General features: G+C 73.4%; 12 protein-coding genes. 8 read left to right on the top strand and 4 right to left on the bottom strand.

Translation table 11 applies throughout. The features are described 5' to 3' along the window. Window positions 1–175: 175 nt before the first annotated feature. The 5 genes from ACZ48Z_RS24270 (at window position 176) to ACZ48Z_RS24290 (ending at window position 4469) form a co-directional block, all read left to right on the top strand. Window positions 176–370, top strand: coding sequence for a hypothetical protein (locus ACZ48Z_RS24270; RefSeq protein WP_468737960.1), 195 nt, complete (start codon window positions 176–178; stop codon window positions 368–370). Window positions 371–573: 203 nt separating this feature from the next. Further along, window positions 574–1158, top strand: coding sequence for a PDZ domain-containing protein (locus ACZ48Z_RS24275; RefSeq protein ID WP_468737961.1), 585 nt, complete (start codon window positions 574–576; stop codon window positions 1156–1158). A 578-nt stretch (window positions 1159–1736) separates the two neighbouring features. Beyond that, entirely contained in the window at window positions 1737–2861 is a 1125-nt protein-coding gene (locus ACZ48Z_RS24280) for an aminopeptidase P family protein (RefSeq protein WP_468737962.1), read from the top strand. A gap of 45 nt (window positions 2862–2906) precedes the next feature. Then, window positions 2907–3860: an aminoglycoside phosphotransferase family protein gene (locus tag ACZ48Z_RS24285; protein ID WP_468737963.1), complete on the top strand. Its 954-nt coding sequence runs from the start codon at window positions 2907–2909 to the stop codon at window positions 3858–3860. Between the two features lie 81 nt (window positions 3861–3941). After that, window positions 3942–4469, top strand: coding sequence for a hypothetical protein (locus tag ACZ48Z_RS24290; RefSeq protein WP_468737964.1), 528 nt, complete (start codon window positions 3942–3944; stop codon window positions 4467–4469). Window positions 4470–4496: 27 nt separating this feature from the next. Here ACZ48Z_RS24290 and treZ read toward each other — a convergent pair whose 3' ends face one another. Further along, window positions 4497–6242, bottom strand: a complete 1746-nt coding sequence (gene treZ, locus ACZ48Z_RS24295) for a malto-oligosyltrehalose trehalohydrolase (RefSeq protein ID WP_468737965.1) — start codon at window positions 6240–6242, stop codon at window positions 4497–4499. A gap of 173 nt (window positions 6243–6415) precedes the next feature. On the opposite strand from treZ, the gene ACZ48Z_RS24300 reads away from it, so the two are divergent. The 3 genes from ACZ48Z_RS24300 (at window position 6416) to ACZ48Z_RS24310 (ending at window position 8893) form a co-directional block, all read left to right on the top strand. Next, a complete protein-coding gene (locus tag ACZ48Z_RS24300) occupies window positions 6416–6967 on the top strand; it encodes an FHA domain-containing protein (protein ID WP_468737966.1) in 552 nt (183 codons plus the stop codon). Window positions 6968–7121: 154 nt separating this feature from the next. Next, on the top strand, window positions 7122–8471 hold the full coding sequence (locus tag ACZ48Z_RS24305) for a M14 family zinc carboxypeptidase (RefSeq protein WP_468738050.1): 1350 nt from the start codon (window positions 7122–7124) through the stop codon (window positions 8469–8471). Then, complete coding sequence (locus ACZ48Z_RS24310; RefSeq protein WP_468737967.1) at window positions 8468–8893, top strand: SSI family serine proteinase inhibitor; 426 nt, start codon at window positions 8468–8470, stop codon at window positions 8891–8893. Before ACZ48Z_RS24305 ends, ACZ48Z_RS24310 begins: the two co-directional genes overlap by 4 nt. Before the next feature lie 27 nt (window positions 8894–8920). Here the strand turns inward: ACZ48Z_RS24310 and ACZ48Z_RS24315 are convergent, their stop codons facing one another. From ACZ48Z_RS24315 to glgX, 3 genes are all read right to left on the bottom strand, one after another. After that, window positions 8921–10171, bottom strand: a complete 1251-nt coding sequence (locus tag ACZ48Z_RS24315) for a M14 family zinc carboxypeptidase (protein WP_468737968.1) — start codon at window positions 10169–10171, stop codon at window positions 8921–8923. Window positions 10172–10595: 424 nt separating this feature from the next. Continuing rightward, window positions 10596–12956: a malto-oligosyltrehalose synthase gene (gene treY, locus ACZ48Z_RS24320; RefSeq protein WP_468737969.1), complete on the bottom strand. Its 2361-nt coding sequence runs from the start codon at window positions 12954–12956 to the stop codon at window positions 10596–10598. A gap of 231 nt (window positions 12957–13187) precedes the next feature. Continuing rightward, window positions 13188–15317 carry a glycogen debranching protein GlgX gene (gene glgX, locus ACZ48Z_RS24325; RefSeq protein ID WP_468737970.1) on the bottom strand — a complete coding sequence of 710 codons (2130 nt, stop codon included), beginning with the start codon at window positions 15315–15317 and terminating at the stop codon, window positions 13188–13190. Window positions 15318–15330: the final 13 nt, after the last annotated feature.

Genomic DNA, 15330 nt, shown 5'->3' on the forward strand with positions numbered 1-15330 from the left:
GCGGGCCGGGGCAGCGACTTTCCTGCCGGGACGGTTCACCCGGGCCTCTCTCGGAGGCCCGGGCTTCTCGCGTCGGGCGGGGCCCCACCCGTCCCGCGCCCCGCCTCGGGCGATGTGCTGCGCGAGACGGAGATCGCCGGAGCTTCCTCAACCTCGCGCCCCACGGGATCCGTACGTGGTGACGGGCTTCGACGCGACGGTGGGCGGCACCCGCACCCCGCTCACCGTCGACCCGTCCAGGACGATTCCGCCGGCGCCCAACGAGCGGGGACACAAGGACGTCTACCGGGTCCCGGGGAGTCAGATGCTCCGCATCATGGGCAAGTTCGACGGGGCGTACGGCGGTCACGGCGAGGGGCACACGGGCTGACGCACCCTGCGCCGGGCGGGCTCCACCGCGGCTCGTGCCGGTGCCCGGACGGCCGGGGGCGGGGGCCGTAGGCGCACCGCGTCGGCGTTCGTTCCCGGCGCTGCCCGTTCCTGACCCGCCGTCAGTCTCACTCGTTCGTGGCTCGTCGGGCGCCGGTGCACCGGGTAGGCACCAGCCGGTGGTGATCCAGCCGGAGGCGATCCATGGAACAGACTGCGTTGCGTCCCAAGCCCATGCCCGGTCAGGAGCCGGGCGGTGCCCGGACGTCCGGGCCCGCCCGGCGCCCGCACGCCGCGCGTCGGCGGGGGCGTCGGCTCACGACCCTGCTGTGCGGCCTGTTCGTCGCAGCCGTCCTGCTGTTGACGGGGGTCGGCCTCGGAACGGTGGGTGCCACGGTGATCGGTATGAGCAAACTGGCCGAACTCCGGCAGCGGGCCGGAGTGCAGCCCGGCAGCCCCGCCACGACCGGGTACCCCAGCCCCTCTCCGTCCCCTACGAAGCCGACGGCCGGCCCCGCGCCCGCCACCGCGACCCTGGGCCTGGAGGCCGTCGACGCCGAGAAGGCCGGGGCCCTGGTGGTCGGCGTCCACATCCCGGGCCCGGCATACACGGCGGGCCTGGTCCGGGGCGACGTACTCCTCGCCCTCGGCCGGACCCGGATCGACACGGCGGACGACCTCGCGCGAGCCGTCGCGGGCGCCCGCCCCGGACGCGAGCTCGTCCTGACGGTCCGGCACCGCAGCGGCGGGTACCAACAACTGACGGCGGTACCGGGTGTGGTCACGTGAAAGTCCTCACTTCGGGGTCGATGCCCAGCAGGGCCACTTTCGTCGACCCGGTCTCATCAGGACGCCTCATGAGCCACGGCATCGGGGCCACCTGCAGGACCGGTCACCGTGGCCGGCCTGGTCCAGGCCGTTGAGCGCCCCGGCCTCGCCCTCCCGGCCGCCGTTCTGGGCGTAGAGGGCGTGCGCCTGCCGGTGGCACTCGGCGGCCTCCGTGTGCCGGGCGCGCAGTCGCGCAGTGACGTCCGATGCCCTGGCCGTGCGGTGCCCCCCGCCTCGCGGATCACGTGAGGGCCTGCTCCAGGTGGTGGGCGGCCGAGTCGAGCCGGTCGAGCAGCGAATCGACGGGGCCGAGGTCCGAAGGACGGGAGCGACGCCCCCGAGCCGTTCCACCGGACCAGGACCGCCGAACAGGTCTTCGATCCCTCGCCGCTTCCGCCGACGGATCTGCGTCGCCGGACGCCCGCGTACGGCCCGCGCCGCGTCCGGTCCGTCCGAAAGTCGTGTCGATCGGCTCGCGCGCCCCACGCCGTCCGGGCAGGATGCTGCCCACAGACCTTGACCCGTCCCGGGAGGCCCGCATGACCGGCACCGCAGCGCCCTTCGCCGCCGACGACTACAGGGCCCGCATGGAGCGCGCGGTCCGGTCGGCGGACGAGGCCGGGCTCGCCGGTCTCCTGGTGGCCCCGGGGCCCGACCTGGTGTGGCTCACCGGATACGCGCCCCCCGCGGTCACCGAGCGGCTCACCCTGCTGGTCCTCGCCCCCGGACAGGACCCCGTCCTCGTCGTCCCCACCCTGGAGGCCCCGGACGCCGCCAACGCCGCCGGCGCGAGCGCCCTGACCCTGCGGGACTGGACCGACGGCAAGGACCCCTACGCCGTCACCGCCGGCCTCCTGGACACCGGCGGCCGGTTCGGCATCAGCGACAACGCCTGGGCCATGCACCTGCTGGCCCTGCAGAAGGCCCTGCCCGGCACCTCGTACGTTTCCCTCACCGACGCCCTGCCGATGCTCCGCGCCATCAAGGACGCGGCCGAGCTGGAGCTGCTGGCCGCCGCGGGCGCTGCCGCGGACGCGACGTTCGAGGAGATCCGGAACGTTCCCTTCGGTGGCCGCAGGGAGTCGGAGGTGGCCGCCGACCTGGCGGAGCTGCTGCGCCGCTTCGGCCACTCACAGGTCGACTTCACCATCGTCGCCTCGGGGCCCAACGGCGCCAACCCGCACCACGAAGTGGGCGACCGGGTCATCGAACGCGGCGACATGGTCGTCCTCGACTTCGGCGGCCTCAAGGACGGCTACGGTTCCGACACCTCCCGCACGGTCCACGTCGGCGAGCCCACCGACGAGGAGCGCCGGGTGCACGACCTCGTGCGCGCGGCACAGGAGGCGGGCTTCCGCGCGGTACGGCCCGGAGTGCCCTGCCAGGAGGTCGACCGGGCCGTCCGCGCGGTCATCGCCGACGCCGGGTACGGCGAGTACTTCATCCACCGCACCGGGCACGGCATCGGCGTCACCACGCACGAACCGCCGTACATGATCGAGGGCGAGGAGCAGCCCCTGGTCCCGGGCATGTGCTTCTCCGTGGAGCCCGGTGTTTATCTGCCGGGCCGTTTCGGGGTACGCATCGAGGACATCGTCACGGTCACCGAGGACGGCGGCCGCAGGCTCAACGACACGACCCGCGAGATGGTCATAGTGGACTGACCGAGCCCAGGAGCCCTCCACCCCTCGAACGAGTACGGCGCGACCATGACCCAGGCACCGACACCCACCGCGGACACGGTCCGCCGACTGGTCCGTTCCCTGCTCAAGGACAGCACGCTCGGCGCGGCTGACGCGGGCGGACCCGAGATCCGGCCCGTCGCCGCGGGGGGCGAGCACTCCACCTGGTGGGTCGGTACCCGCCATGTGCTGCGTCTCGCCCCCGACCGGGCGGCCTCCGTCCGCCGGCGCCGCGAGCTGCGTCTGCGCGACCTGGTCCGCGCGCACCTGCCGGTCGCCGTGCCCACGAGCGTCGCGCACGGCGAGTGGGTACCGGGGCTGGCCTACACCCTGGACACCAAGGTGCCCGGCGGCTCGGCGGAGGAGCACGACGTGTCCGCCGTCGGCGAGGCCGACCTGGCCGGACTGCTCACGGGCCTGCGCGAGGTGCCGGTACGGGGGGCCGAGGCACTCGGCGTCCCGCGCGTCGCCCCGCGCTCCCTGGAGGCCCTGCGCCGTGAGGCCGCACGGGCCGTCGAACGCCTCCGCGCGGCCGACGAGTTCGACCCGGCCCGGCTCCAGCAGCTCACCTCCGCGGCCGCGGTCCAGCTCGCCGCGCAACCTGGCAGCGCGGTCCTCGTGCACCACGCCCTGACCGGCGAGCACCTCGTGGTCAGCGCCGACGGCCGGGTGCGGGGCGTCCTCGACTGGACCGCCGCGGTCGTCGGGGACCCCGCCGAGGACATCGCGGGCCTCGCCCTCGCCGTCGGCTCGCCCGCCGCCGTCCGCGCCGCCACCCTCGCCGGTTACGGTGCCCGCCCCTGTCTGCGCGGCCTCTGGCTCGCCCGCTGCGACACCGTGATCCACCTCGCCGCGGGCCTGAAGGGGCGCGGGGACGCTTCGCCGGGCCTGCTGAGGACCCGCCTCGGCCGCGCCTGGGAGGCGATCCTGCTGGAACGGGTCACGGAACTGCGGGACGAGCCGGACGACACGGAGGTGTAGGCGGCTCCACCTGCTCTTTTCCACCCTCCTTCCACCCCTGGGTTGAGGTGCCCGACCGTGCCCCGGCCGGATAGTCGAAGCATGACGATCTCCGACTGGCTCATCGACGTGGCACTGCTCCTCGTGGTCTTCCGGCAACTGCGTGAGGAGAGACTGACGCTGCGTACGGTCCTGCTGCCGCTCGCGCTGGTCACCTGGGCCGGGACCACCTACCTGCACCACATCCCCACCGCGGGCCATGACCCGCTGCTGATCGGCCTGTTCGCCGGGATCGGCGTCGCCTTCGGGCTGGCAGGCGGCCTGGTCACCCGGGTGCGGTTCGCCGACGGGCACGTACGGGTCAGGGCGAGCCTCGGCGCGGCGGCTCTGTGGGTGGTCAGCATGGGCTTCCGCCTGGGTTTCGCGGTCTGGTCCTCCCATGCCTCCGGTGGGGCCTTCGTGGCCCGCTTCTCCGCCGCTCACGACATCACCAGTGAGCAGGCATGGGTGGCCGCCCTGGTCCTCATGGCCTTCGGCGAGGTCATCGTCCGCCTGGGCGTGATCGTCGTCCGCGGTCTCCGTATACGGGCCCGTCACCGGGCACCGGCCGCCGTGTCCGCCCTCGCGTGAGCGGGGGAGCCGAGGGGACTCGTCAGATCACGACTGGAGCAGCACCACGCACGACTCCCCGGGCACCTGCAGCACCCCGTCCGCGCCCGGTGCCTCCACGGGCTCCCAGGCCGCCAGGACGCGGGCCTCGCGGGGCCCCAGCGGGATGGCCGCCGTCGACTTCGCGAGGTTCACGGCGACCCGGACGTCCCCGCGGCGGAAGGCGAGCCAGCGCTGGGCCTCGTCGTGGGCGACCTTGGTGTCGGCGAGGTCGGGATCGGTCAGGTCCGGCTGTTCGTGCCGCAGTGCCAGGAGCCGGCGGTACCAGGCCAGGACGCGCGCGTGCGGCTCGCGTTCGAGCTCGGACCAGTCGAGGCAGGAGCGGTCACGGGTCGCCGGGTCCTGGGGGTCGGGCACATCCTCCTCGGCCCAGCCGTGCTCCGCGAACTCCCGTCGCCTGCCCCGCCGTACGGCATCCGCGAGCTCGGGATCGGTGTGGTCGGTGAAGAACTGCCAGGGGGTGCCCGCCGCCCACTCCTCGCCCATGAACAGCATCGGCGTGAAGGGCGCGGTCAGCGTGAGCGCCGCCGCACAGGCCACCAGGCCGGGGGAGAGGGACGCCGCCAGCCGGTCGCCCTGGGCGCGGTTGCCGACCTGGTCGTGGGTCTGGGAGTAGCCGAGCAGCCGGTGCGCCGCGACGCGCGTACGGTCCAGCGGGCGCCCGTGGCCCCGGCCGCGGAAGCTGGAGTAGGTGCCGTCGTGGAAGTAGCCGCCGGTGAGCGTCTTGGCCAGGGCGGCGAGGGGGGCGCGGCCGAAGTCGGCGTAGTAGCCCTGGGCCTCGCCGGTCAGCGCGGTGTGCAGGGAGTGATGGAAGTCGTCGTTCCACTGCGCGTGCAGCCCGAGACCGCCCTGCGCGCGGGGCGTGATCAGCCGTGGGTCGTTGAGGTCCGACTCCGCGACCAGGAACAGCGGGCGCCCCAGCTCGGACGCGAGGGCGTCGACGGCGGTCGACAGCTCCTCCAGGAAATGGCACGCGCGGGTGTCGGCCAGCGCGTGCACGGCGTCCAGACGCAGCCCGTCGATCCGGTAGTCCCGCAGCCAGGACAGGGCGCTGCCCAGCAGATAGGCGCGCACCTCGTCCGAGCCGGGCGCGTCCAGGTTGACCGCGGAACCCCAGGGCGTGTGGTGCGTGTCCGTGAAGTACGGACCGAAGGCGGGCAGGTAGTTGCCGGACGGCCCCAGATGGTTGTGCACCACGTCCAGGACCACCCCGAGGCCCAGCTCATGGGCCCGGTCGACGAAACGCTTGAGGGCCTCGGGGCCGCCGTAGGGCTCGTGGACGGCCCACAGGGAGACGCCCTCGTAGCCCCAGCCGTGCCGCCCGGGGAAGGGGCACAACGGCATCAACTCGACATGGGTGACGCCGAGTTCGACGAGGTGGTCGAGGCGGGCGGCGGCCGCGTCCAGGGTGCCCTCGGGGGTGTACGTGCCCACGTGCAGCTCGTACAGGACGGCGCCCGGCAGCGGACGGCCCGCCCATCGCGTACGCCATGCGTACCGTTCGTGCTCGACGACCGCGCTGAGGCCGTCCGGGCCGTCCGGCTGGCGGCGCGAGCGCGGGTCGGGCAGCACCGGGCCGTCGTCCAGCGCGAATCCGTAGCGCGTGCCGTCCCCGGCCGCCGCCTCCGCCCACCACCAGCCCGCGCGTTCCGGATCGCGCTCCAACGCGCGTGTGGCGCCCTCGCAATGGAGCGTCACACGGCCGGCCTGCGGTGCCCACACCTCGAACTGCACGGATGGTCCCCTTCGTCGGCTCCCCGTGTTGTAGCCCGTCCATCGTGCTTCAAACGAGATCCATCCGCCCTTGAATCCTCCCCGTTTGTGACAGGTGTCGCCGGGCACGCGCGTGTGGCGGCCGTTGTCCCGTTTTCTGGACACCCGGGGTTCACTGCCCGACAATCACCAACGTGACGTCGTCCTTCGAGTTCAACACGTACCCCGCGCGGCTGTCCGACGCGGAGCGCGACAAGGCGCTGAAGGTGCTCCGTGACGGCGCCGCCCTGGGCCGCCTGTCGCACGACACGTTCGTGCGGCGCATGGAACTGGCCCTCATCGCGCGCCGGTCCGACGAACTCGCGGCGCTCACCGCCGATCTGCCCCAGGAGAGCCGGGTCTCCCGCCTGGTGTTCGGCACCGTCGAGGCGGTCTCCGGCTTCACCGTACGGCTGCGCAGGGCGTGGCAGGCCGAGCGGCTGCCCAAACTGCTGCTGCCGCACCCCGGCAGCGGGCACGCCCTGCGCATCGGCCGCGACCCGGCGAACGGTCTGCGGCTGACCCATGAGACGGTCTCCCGCGTCCACGCCGAACTCAGCCGGCAGGGCGGCATGTGGGTGCTGCGGGATCTCGGCTCGACCAACGGCACCACGGTGAACGGGCGGCGGGTCACCGGTGCCGCAGTCGTCCGCGAGGGTGATCAGGTCGGGTTCGGGCGGATGGCCTTCCGGCTCTCCGTCAACTGAGCCCAACCTCACCTCTGGCCTGGGCTTTACGTGCCGTCGCGGTTCAAAACCCTTTCCCCCGCGCGGTGTTGACGTACCCCCCAAGTCGTGACTGACTGTGCGTACACCATGCACACCAGGTGAATCGACGGCACCACATTCGTGGAGGTGTGCCCTGCCGCCCCTCCTCCGCTACCCGACCGTCGACGAGCTGGGCGCACGGGCCGCGGCCCTCGTGGCCCGCCATCCCGCGGACGCCCGACTGCGCCGGGCGGGCACCTCCCGCGCGGGCAACCCCCTGTGGCTGCTCTCCATCGGCCACGGCAGCCGCCAGGCACTCGTCGTCGCCGGACCGCACGCCAACGAGCCCGTGGGCGGCGGCACCGTCCTCAGACTGGCCGAGCGGGCCCTGAGCGACCCCCGGCTCACCGTCGGGGCGGACGCCACCTGGAACCTCCTGCTCTGCCTCGACCCCGACGGCCTGCGCCGCAACGAGGGCTGGCTGCGCGGCCCCTACTCCCTCGACCGGTACTTCCGGAACTTCTTCCGGCCGGGCTTCGGCGAACAGCCGGAATGGCTGCCCGACGGCGCGGAGGCCGCCGCGCTCCCGGAGACCCGCACCCTCCTCGCCCTCCAGGACGAGCTGCGGCCCTTCCTCCAGTGCTCCCTGCACGGCGTCGACGTCGGCGGCGGCTTCGTCGAACTCACCCACGACCTGCCCGGCATCGCCCGCCGCGTCGCCCACACCGCGGCCCTGCTGCGCATCCCGCGCGAGCTCGGCCCGTACGACACCCTGTACTGGCCGTGCCTCGGCCCCGCCGTCTACCGGATCCCGCCGCCCCGCCGCGGCGACCTGCACGCCGCCATCACCGAGGCCGCCGTCGAGTCGACCTGGTACCACCCGCACCGGTACGGCACCGTGACCGCCGTCGTCGAGGCGCCCATGTGGGGCGTGGCCGCCGTCGAGGACAGCAGCACGCCCGCCGACGCGGCCGCAGTGCTGCGCACCGTCAGCCACACACTGCGCCGCGACGCGAGGCTCCTGGAGGACGTCCTGGCGCGGATCCGCCCGCACGTCTCGGGGGCCCCGGACGCGGCACGGCTGCTCGCCCCGGTCGAGGACTATTTACTGGTCTGCCCCGGACTCGCCGACGCCTGGGACCCCGACGTCGCCGACGGCGTCCGTCCGCTGCCGCCGCTCAGCACCGGCCACCTGTCCGCCCTGCGCATCGCGGGGCGCCGTCTCGCCCTGCGCACGGCCGGGCTGCTGCACCAGCTCGTGACCCGCGCGGGCGCCGGCCCGGCAGGAGCGCTCCCGGAACTGGACCGGCTCATCGACGCCTGGTGCGCCGACTACCGCGACGGCTGCGGGGCGCAGTGGATCCCGGTCCCGCGGCAGATCGAGTACCAGTCGCGGGTCGTGCTCGCCGCGTTCGAACTCGCCGCGCTGCACGCGCCCGCCCGCTCCCGTTCGGGTGAGTCCGGGTGGGGATCCGAGGCCGCCGTGCCGATGCATCGGGAATGACGTACACGATCACAGCCACAACGCGACGACGAGCCACCCGCGCGGGCCTCACGGCCACGGCCACCCTGCTGCTCGCCGCAGCGGCCCCGGCGACGGCCGGAACCGCCGCCGGGGGCGACTACCTCTACCTCATGGTCACCAAGGGCGACAGCCGCTCCAGCGACACCCGCGGCACCCTCCTGCTGTGCGACCCGCCCCAGGGCCACGGCCGCGCCGCCGAGGCCTGCGCCCAACTCGACGCCGTCGGCGGCTCCGTCGCCGACCTTCCGCCCGCCGACGTCCTCTGCCCGATGCTCTACGCGCCGGTCACCGCCCAGGCGCGCGGGCAGTGGAACGGCCGGCCGGTCGAGTACCGGCAGACCTTCTCGAACGGATGCGTGATGGGGGCCCGCACCGGGGCGGTCTTCGCACTGGACGGCTGACGCCCGCGCGAGTGGAGCGGCGCCGGTTCAGCGGGCCCGTTCGCGCGCGTGCCGCGCCAGTGCCACGACCGTGCGGGCCTGGTGCTCGACCTGGTGCTCCAACGGCACCCAGCGGGCCCGGAAGCGTTCCGCGAAGGCGTCGCTCCACACCCTGACAAGCCGTTCGAGACGCGGCGCGGCACGGTCGTCGCTCTCCCGCAGGACCCGCAGCAGCATGGCCGCCGCCCGCAGCGGCAGCCGGCGGGCGAACGCGTCCACACTGCCGATGTACGCCTTCGTCTCGTCGGCGGGGCGCGTGTGGATCCAGTCCGCGGCCAGCCCCGGCACCAGCTCCAGACTCCACGTGGCGGCCCGCAGCAGCGGCCCCTCGACACCCTCCAGGCGGGGCCGCGCGTCCGCCAGCACCCGGTCCACCGCCCGGGAGTCCCGCAGCAGACGCTCCGCCAGCCGCCGCATCGCCGCCTCCGGCGCCGGATGCGGCGCCGGGTCGTCCACCAGGTCGCTCGCCCACATCGGCACCTCGACGACCGCGGTGAGACCGCCGTAGCGATGCGCGTGGTACCAGGTGCTGAGACGTGCGTCGTCCGGCATGCTCGGGTACGCCGCCCCCGCTCCCGGCGCCGGCATCACATGCACCCCGGGCCCGGACGCCGGCCAGCCCGCCGCGTCCGAGGCACCGGTCTCCACCGGAATGTGCAGCTCCGCAGCGGACTCGGCGAACGGCTCGGCCAGCCCGGGGACGTCCTTCGTCAACTGCACCCAGCTGCCACCCAGATCGGTGCCGTGCAGGGTCACCTGGAGGTAGGGCCGCAGTGCGTCGATCACCCCGGTCAGGGCACGGGTCTCGGGCGGCAGCCGCTCGGGCGGCAGCATCGACGGCGCCCACTCCGGCTGCTCCTCTCCGGCCGGGCGGAAGAAACCCAGGTGGTAGTCGAACAGACTGCGCGGCGCCGGGGTGACATGGAGACTCGCGCCGTCCGGGTCCGCGCACAGCAGGAAGTGCCAGGACGTGTCCGACCTCAACGCCCGCTCGGCCAGCACCCGTTCGGCCACCGCCAGCGCCGCGGGGCCGCCGGCCGGTTCGTTGGAGTGGGCGCCCGCGACCACCAGGACGGCCCGGCGCGCCTCGCCGACCGACAGTACGTGGAGGGGCCTGCCGGCGCGCGAGACGCCGACCTGCCTCAGGCGGCAGACGCCGGGCCGCTGTGCGGCCAGAGCCCGCGCGGACGAGACGAGTTGGGACACCGTGGGGTAGCGCAGCTCCGGCAGGAGACTCACCCCCGACACATCCGCCCGGCTTCGCAATCCGCAGTACGCCACGGTCCGGTCGACGTGTCAAGGACGCTGTGGGGGAGGCTCCAGGGGGCGCCCAGAGGCAATTACCGTCAGCCGGTAGGACGGTAGGTGACAGCAGGGTGGGCCGCGCCGCTCCGCCCGCGGCAGCGGACCGGCGCTCCCGTCGCCGCAGACCCGGCCGACGTCAGGAACACCTCGCGGACCGCCCGCCGGGCACCGGTACCGACGCCGCGAGCACCGGCGCGAACCACGCGTCGTCGCGCGTCACCGCACGCCGGCCGGCCGGCACGGTCCCCGGGAGCGTGTGCGGGCGTGAGCCGGTCGCGGGGACGACGCCGCGGCGCGCACCGAAGTGGCGCACGCCGCCGGACGGTTCGCCCCGGCCGACGCGGACCGCGTGGTCCACTCAGCTCGCGGTGTCGCCGACCCGCTCCAGCAGCGCCACCGGCAGCTCCCCGAAAAGCTCCTCCACGCGCGCGTGCCCGGAGAACTCCCGCCCCGGCGTCAGCACATCGGCCCACACACCGGGCGGCAGCGGCAGCACCGTGTCCCGCCAGCCGCCCGCCTCCGCCAGCCGCAGCGACAGCCGGGTCACCGCGGTGACCACCTCCCCGGAGCGGGTGAACGCCGTGCAGTGCGCCGCGGCGGAGCCCTCCGCCGCCAACGGAACGTATGCCGCCCCGTCCCCGAAGACCTCCGGCCGTCGCCGGCGCAGCCGGAGCGCGGCAGCCGTCACCGCGCCCTTGTCGCCCGCGTCCTGAGGCGGGAACCGCACGGGCCGCCGGTTGTCCGGGTCCACCAGCGCCAGGTACTCGGCCTCCGTGCCCTGGTACACGTCCGGCACCCCCGGCATCGTCAGCTGCACCAGGGCGGTGCCCAGCACGTTCGCCCGGATGTGCGGCTCCAGACGGCTCCGCAGCCCGGCCACCCGCTCGCCCTGCGGTCCGCACGGCCCGGACGCGACGAACGCCTCCGCCGTCTCCTCGTACGCGGGCTCCTGCTCCGTCCAGCTCGTGTACAGACCCGCCTCGCGCACATGCTTCAGCAGCGCCTCCCACACCCGCTCAGGGGCGGCGGGGCCGAGCCCGAACACCGTCTGCCAGGCCGCCCACGCCAGTTGCGGGTCCGGCACGCCCTCGCCGGTGCGGGTCACCTCGGCCAGCGTGTCCGCCCACCACTGCGGGCACTCGGTGAGCACGGCCAGGGCCGCGCGCACGTCGGCACTGCGCTTGGTGTCGTGCGTCGTCACCACGGTTCCCGTCAGCGGCCAGTCGCGCTGCACGCGCCCGCAGTAGGCGTGGAACTCCTCCGGCGAGACGGCCGGACGCCCGGGGTTCCCGCCCACCTCGGTCGCCGACAGCAGCGGCACATACCGGTAGAACGCCGTGTCCTCCACGGACTTGGCCCGCAGCGCCGACGACGTCTGCGCGAACCGCGTCCGGAACTCCACCTGGTCCGGCCCGTCACCGAACCGCCCCAGCACCAGATCCCGTACGACGTCGACGGCGCCCGCCTCCTCGGGCACCACGAACGCCTGCCGGGCCTCGGCCGCGGCCTCCTCGGTGACGACGGCGGCGGCGTCCGAGGAGCCGTAGGGACGGTAGACCTCCATCCGCACCAGGAGTTCCTGGAGCGCGGTGCGCAGCGCCCAGGGTGCGCGGTCGCGCAGCGCGGGCTCCGGGGACGTGGCACACACGCGTGCGGCCACCCGGGTCAGCCGGTCGGTCTCGGCGGCCAGTTCGTGCGTGATCACCTTGTACGCCGCCCGCCGTACCGTGGCGGCCCAGTCGCCGCCGCGGTCCGTCTGCGGGGCCGCGAACCGCCGGTACTGGCCGAGGAGCTCCCCGGACCCAGCCGGGTCCGTGAACAGGCCGTCGACGTGCCTCAGGGCGTCGTATCCGGTCGTCCCCGCCACCGGCCAGGAAGCGGGCAGCTGCTCCCCGTCCGCCAGGATCTTCTCCACGACGGTCCAGCGTCCGCCGGTCGCCTCGTGCAGCCTCTGGAGGTAGGCGTCCGGGTCGGCGAGACCGTCGGGGTGGTCGATCCGCAGCCCGTCGACCACGCCCTCGTGCAGCAGCTGGAGGATCTTGGCGTGGGTGGCCTCGAACACCTCGGGGTCCTCGACCCGCAGCCCGATCAGCTCCGAGATGCTGAAGAAACGCCGGTAGTTGAGCTCCGTGCGAGCCAGCCGCCACCACGCGAGGCGGTACCACTGGGCGTCCAGGAGCTGCGGCAGCGGCAGCTCCTCGGTGCCCTCGCGGAGCGGGAACACATGGTCGTAGTAGCGCAGCACCTCGCCGTCCACCGTGAGGTTGCCGAGCTCCGCGCCGACCGGGTTGCCCAGCACCGGCAGCAGCACCTGCCCGTCCTGCGCCTCCCAGTCGATGTCGAACCAGCGCGCGTAGGGCGACTTCGGGCCCTCCCGCAGCACCTCCCACAGGGCACGGTTGTGGCGCGGGGACATCGCCATGTGGTTCGGCACGATGTCCACCACCAGGCCGAGTCCGTGCTCCCGCGCGGTGCGCGACAGGGCCCGCAGGCCGTCCTCGCCGCCCAGTTCGTCCCGCACGCGCGCGTGGTCCACCACGTCGTAGCCGTGCGTCGAGCCGGGCACGGACTCCAGGACGGGGGACAGGTGCAGGTGCGAGACGCCGAGCGAGGCCAGGTAGGGCACGGTCGCCGCCGCTGCCCCGAACGGGAACTCGGGCTGCAACTGGAGCCGGTACGTGGCCGTCGGCACCGCCGGGTCGGATCGCTCAGGTGTCATGGAGTTCTCCGTACCCGCCCTGCCGCCTTTCGTGTCATCCCGTGCTCCATGTGTGCCCTCCCGGGGTGTGATTCGACCGGCCCGCCTGCCCGGCGGCGCCCGGCACGCACGCTCGTTGTCGGGCTCGCCCCGATACACCCGGTATCGGGGCGGCCCTCCGCCTCGCGATCGCACGCACCGGACGCCGCCGGTCCCGCCCTACGGCGGACGGCGCTCCGTTCGGCACACGCCCTAGACGGGCCGCTGGAGCACGGTCAGGCTGCGGTCCACCAGGGTCAGCCGGTCCCCGGCCTGCACCTTCACCCCGGTGCCCGGCGGTACCCCGTCCGGGCGGGCGGTGTCCACCACCACCTCCCACTGCCGGCCGTGGTCGACCGGCACCACGAAGTCCAGGGGCTTCGGCGAGGCGTTGAACATCAACAGGAACGAGTCGTCCGTGATCCGCTCCCCGCGGGGACCCGGCTCGGAGATCGCGTTGCCGTTGAGGAAGGCCGTCAGCGCCGAGGCCTGGGCCCGGTCCCAGTCCCGCTGCGTCATCTCCTTGCCCTCGGGGGTGAACCAGGCGATGTCCGACAGATCGTCGTGGGTGCCCTCCACGGGCCGCCCGTGGAAGAACCGTCGGCGCCGGAAGACCGGGTGGTCCTTGCGCAGCCACACCATCGCGCGCGTGAAGTCCAGCAGCTCCGCCCCGAGCCCCGCCCCCTCCCCGGCGCCCTCGGGCCAGCTCACCCAGGCCAGCTCGCTGTCCTGGCAGTAGGCGTTGTTGTTGCCGCGCTGCGTGCGCGCGACCTCGTCGCCGTGGCTGATCATCGGCACGCCCTGGGACAGCATCAGCGTGGCGATGAAGTTGCGCATCTGGCGGGCGCGCAGCTCCAGCACGGCGGGGTCGTCCGTGTCGCCCTCGGCCCCGCAGTTCCAGGACCTGTTGTGGCTCTCACCGTCGCGGTTGTCCTCGCCGTTGGCCTGGTTGTGTTTGTCGTTGTAGGAGACGAGGTCGTGCAGGGTGAAACCGTCGTGGCAGGTCACGAAGTTGATGGAGGCCAGCGGGCGCCGCCCGTCGTCCTGGTACAGATCGGACGAACCGGTCAGCCGGGACGCGAACTCCGCGAGTGCCCGGGGCTCGCCCCGCCACAGGTCCCGCACGGTGTCGCGGTACATGCCGTTCCACTCGGTCCACAGCGGCGGGAAGTTGCCCACCTGGTAGCCGCCCTCGCCCACGTCCCACGGCTCGGCGATCAGCTTCACCTGGGAGACCACCGGGTCCTGCTGCACCAGGTCGAAGAACGACGACAGCCGGTCCACCTCGTGGAACTGCCGGGCCAGCGTGGCCGCCAGGTCGAAGCGGAAGCCGTCGACGTGCATCTCGGTGACCCAGTACCGCAGTGAGTCCATGATCAGCTGAAGGACGTGCGGGGACCGCATCAGCAGGGAGTTCCCGGTGCCCGTGGTGTCCATGTAGTACCGCTGGTCGTCGGTCAGGCGGTAGTACTGCGGGTTGTCGAGCCCCTTGAAGGACAGCGTCGGGCCCAGGTGGTTGCCCTCGGCGGTGTGGTTGTAGACGACGTCCAGGATGACCTCGATACCGGCCTCGTGCAGCGCCCTGACCGCCGACTTGAACTCCAGGACCTGCTGGCCGCGGTCGCCCCAGGAGGCGTACGCGTTGTGCGGGGCGAAGAAACCGATGGTGTTGTAGCCCCAGTAGTTGTTCAGACCCATGTCGACCAGGCGGTGGTCGTTCACGAACTGGTGGACGGGCATCAGCTCCAGCGTGGTGACACCGAGCCCCACCAGGTGGTCGATGATCGCCGGGTGCGCCAGGGCGGCGTAGGTGCCGCGCAGCTCCTCCGGCAGCCCCGGATGCTGCATGGTGAGGCCCTTGACGTGCGCCTCGTAGATCACCGTCTCGTGGTAGCCGATCCGGGGCCGCCGGTCGTCGCCCCAGTCGAAGTACGGGTTGACCACGACCGACGTCATCATGTGCGGCGCCGAGTCGAGATCGTTGCGCTTGTCGGGCTCGTCGAAGTGGTAGCCGTACACCTCCTCGCCCCAGCGGATGGACCCGCTGATCGCGCGCGCGTACGGGTCGAGCAGCAGCTTCGCCGAGTTGCAGCGCTGGCCCCGCTCGGGCGCGTACGGGCCGTGCACGCGGAAGCCGTAGCGCTGTCCGGGCATCACGCCGGGCAGGTACGCGTGCCGGACGAACGCGTCACTCTCGCGCAGTTCCACCGCTGTTTCCGAGCCGTCGTCGTGCAGCAGACACAGCTCTACTCGGTCCGCGGTCTCCGTGAAGACCGCGAAGTTGGTCCCGGCGCCGTCGTACGTGGCGCCGAGTGGATATGCCTCTCCAGGCCAGACCTGCATGAACCGACTCTTT

The organism is Streptomyces sp. NPDC031225 (assembly GCF_055570355.1).

Bases quoted from the DNA above. Each gene is read 5' to 3' on its own strand.
- ACZ48Z_RS24275 (WP_468737961.1), top strand. From the start codon at position 574: ATGGAACAGACTGCGTTGCGTCCCAAGCCCATGCCCGGTCAGGAGCCG.
- ACZ48Z_RS24280 (WP_468737962.1), top strand. From the start codon at position 1,737: ATGACCGGCACCGCAGCGCCCTTCGCCGCCGACGACTACAGGGCCCGC.
- ACZ48Z_RS24285 (WP_468737963.1), top strand. From the start codon at position 2,907: ATGACCCAGGCACCGACACCCACCGCGGACACGGTCCGCCGACTGGTC.
- ACZ48Z_RS24290 (WP_468737964.1), top strand. From the start codon at position 3,942: ATGACGATCTCCGACTGGCTCATCGACGTGGCACTGCTCCTCGTGGTC.
- ACZ48Z_RS24310 (WP_468737967.1), top strand. From the start codon at position 8,468: ATGACGTACACGATCACAGCCACAACGCGACGACGAGCCACCCGCGCG.
- treY (WP_468737969.1), bottom strand. From the start codon at position 12,956: ATGACACCTGAGCGATCCGACCCGGCGGTGCCGACGGCCACGTACCGG.
- glgX (WP_468737970.1), bottom strand. From the start codon at position 15,317: ATGCAGGTCTGGCCTGGAGAGGCATATCCACTCGGCGCCACGTACGAC.